Origin of the sequence: Clostridium sp. KLE 1755, from assembly GCF_000466465.2 — a bacterium.
GTDB lineage: Bacteria > Bacillota > Clostridia > Lachnospirales > Lachnospiraceae > Eisenbergiella > Eisenbergiella porci.
Map to the genome: position 1 here is coordinate 1 of NZ_KE992728.1, position 589 is coordinate 589.

At 50.6% G+C, this 589-nt stretch carries 1 protein-coding gene; it reads right to left on the reverse strand.

Annotated features, from left to right (window positions below; genetic code table 11):
- Positions 1–589: hypothetical protein (locus tag HMPREF1548_RS30055; protein ID WP_035322590.1), on the reverse strand; the 589-nt coding region annotated here is incomplete at both ends.

The window sequence follows — 589 nt, forward strand, 5'->3', positions numbered from 1 at the left end:
CCGTCATGGTTCATGCGTCTGCCTTCCCTGCACACAGGTACCCCATCTTTGCCAATAATAAAGTCGTTCTTGTAGGGCAGTTTGATTCCGCGTTTTTCATTCAGGTCAATAAAAGGAGTGATATGTGCACGCCTGCAGTATTCGTAGTAGGGCATTGCGTCATGTGCAGAATCAAGGAGCAGCTTTGTGACGTGATAGCCAGAGAGAAAGCATTTCATCCGAAAAAAGCAATGCAGGAATCCGTGGGAGTCATGAGTGGAAGCCGGTGAGAGCAGCGGGAAAACAGGCAGGTCGCTCTCAGAATCGGAAGCAACGAGCATATATAGGTCATAGCCGTGATACCAGCAGTCTCTGGAAGAATCCCAGCCAATATCGCAGTCAGGCTGTGAGAAGCAGCGGTCACATTTGCAGTCCATAATCCCTTTTGAAGCACAATCGCAGATGCGGTGCTTACGTTCCCTGTGTGAAGTGACAACCGGAGTTCCGTCCCCGGCTAGTGCAAGGGAGTCAGGGGTAATGAGCCCTTTGGAGACGGACTGGTCGAGGAACTCGCTCTTATATAACTGAAAGAGGGAGCCATAGGGCTGAT